General features: G+C 62.4%; 2 protein-coding genes. Both read right to left on the bottom strand.

What is annotated here, in order from left to right:
* On the bottom strand, positions 1-983 hold a 983-nt coding region (urtC, locus tag JSY17_RS25440), incomplete at its 3' end, for an urea ABC transporter permease subunit UrtC (protein ID WP_206403379.1).
* A partial coding sequence (urtB, locus tag JSY17_RS25435) for an urea ABC transporter permease subunit UrtB (protein WP_206403378.1) occupies positions 983-2311 on the bottom strand: 1329 nt, incomplete at its 5' end. The genes urtB and urtC, both read right to left, overlap by 1 nt.

Genomic DNA, 2311 nt, shown 5'->3' with positions numbered 1-2311 from the left:
TCAGGGAAGGCCACGGTGAACCAGCTCTTCATGCCGTTGACCAGACCTGCGCCCAGCAATGGGCCGATCAGGGTGCCGCGACCACCCAGCGCCACCCAGACAGCAGCTTCGATGGAATTGGTCGGTGACATTTCGCTGGGGTTGATGATGCCCACCTGTGGCACATACAAGGCACCGGCCAGACCACAGAGCACAGCGCTCAGGACCCAGACGAACAGCTTGAAGCCACGCGGATCGTAGCCACAGAACATCAGGCGGTTTTCTGCATCGCGCAACGCGGTCAGCACCCGGCCGAACTTGCTCTGTGCCAGACGCCAGCCCACATACAGACTCGCCACCAGCAGCAGGACCGTAAGCAGAAACAGTGTCGCCCGGGTGCCCTGAGAACTGATGCTGAAGCCCAGGATGCTGCGGAAGTTGGTGAAGCCGTTATTGCCGCCAAAACCGGTTTCGTTGCGGAAGAACAGCAGCATGCCGGCGAAGGTCAGGGCCTGGGTCATGATCGAGAAATACACGCCCTTGATCCGCGAGCGGAAGGCGAAGAAGCCGAACACCAGCGCCAGCAGGCCCGGTGCCAGGACCACCAGACACATGGCCCAGAGGAAGTTGTCGGTGCCTGCCCAGTACCAGGGCAATTCGGTCCATGACAGGAAGGTCATGAAGGCCGGAAGACCATCGCCTGCCGCTTCACGCATCAGGTACATGCCCATGGCATAGCCGCCCAGGGCGAAGAACAGGCCGTGGCCCAGCGACAGCAGGCCTGCGTAGCCCCAGACCAGATCCAGAGCCAGGGCAACAATGGCGTAGCAGAGGATCTTGCCCACCAGCGTCAGGGTATAGGCCGAAACCTGCAGGCCGTTATCGGCGGGCAGCAACGACAACAGTGGCATGGCCAGCAGGATGGCCAGAACCAGAATGCCCACGGTCAGCGTGCCCTTTGGCCCGACTTTCTGTGCGGCGGTCACTATCAATGGCTGATTCATCAGTCGATCACCCGTCCTTTCAGTGCGAAGAGACCTTGCGGACGTTTCTGGATAAACAGAATGATCAGCGCCAGGATCAGGATCTTGCCCAATACGGCACCGATTTGCGGTTCAAGAATCTTGTTGGCGATGCCCAGCCCGAAGGCGGCCATTACGCTGCCTGCCAGTTGGCCGACACCGCCGAGCACCACCACCAGGAACGAATCGATGATGTAGCTCTGGCCCAGGTCCGGGCCGACGTTGCCGATCTGGCTCAAGGCCACGCCGCCCAGTCCGGCGATACCCGAACCTAGCCCGAAGGCCATCATGTCGATACGTCCGGTGGGCACGCCGCAGCAGGCGGCCATGTTGCGGTTCTGGGTCACGGCGCGCACGTTCAGGCCCAGACGGGTCTTGTTCAGCAACAGCCAGGTCAGTACCACCACGAACAGCGCAAAGGCGATGATCACGATACGGTTGTAAGGCAGCACCAGATTGGGCAGCACCTGAATCCCGCCCGACAGCCACTCGGGGTTGGCGACTTCCACGTTCTGCGCGCCGAAAGCCAGACGCACGGCCTGAATCAACATCAGGCTGATACCCCAGGTGGCGAGCAGGGTTTCCAGCGGACGGCCATACAAATGGCGAATCACGGTGCGTTCCAGGGCCATGCCGATCAGTGCCGTGACGAAGAACGCCACCGGCAAGGCGATCAGCGGGTAGTACTCGATGGCGCCCGGCGCATAGCGCTGGAACATCAACTGCACTACGTAAGTGGAGTAGGCGCCCAGCATCAGCATTTCGCCGTGGGCCATGTTGATCACGCCCAGCAGGCCGAAGGTGATTGCCAGCCCGAGAGCGGCCAGCAACAGAATCGAACCCAGGGACATGCCACTGAACGCCTGGCCCAGCACTTCGCCGACCATCAGTTTGCGTTTGACCTGCGCCAGACTGGTTTCGGCTGCGATGCGCACGGTTGCGTCGGTTTCCACGCCGGGAGACAGCAGGGTTTCAAGCCGGGTGCGGGCCAGCGGGTCGCCGGTTTCACCCAGCAGACGCACGGCGGCCAGACGTACCGAAGGGCTGCTGTCGACCAGTTGCAGGTTGGCCAGCGCCAGCGTCAGGGCGTCCTTTACGCCGGAGTCGGTTTCGGCGGCGACCCGCTGGGTCAGCAGTTCAAGCTGAGCGGGGCGGGCGCTTTTCTGCAATTGCCGGGCTGCAGCCAGACGCAGTTTTGCATCGGCCGCCAGCAATTGGTGACTGGCCAGCGCGGTCTCGACCAGACCCCGCAGCCGATTGTTCAGGCGCAGTTTGCGCGGTTCATCCGGGTTGGGTGCATCGGCGGCGGC

Origin of the sequence: Pseudomonas capsici, assembly GCF_017165765.1 — a bacterium.
GTDB classification, from domain to species: Bacteria; Pseudomonadota; Gammaproteobacteria; order Pseudomonadales; family Pseudomonadaceae; genus Aquipseudomonas; species Aquipseudomonas capsici.
The sequence above is the reverse complement of the archived record's forward strand: the minus strand, read 5'-3'. Positions and strand labels throughout refer to the sequence as shown.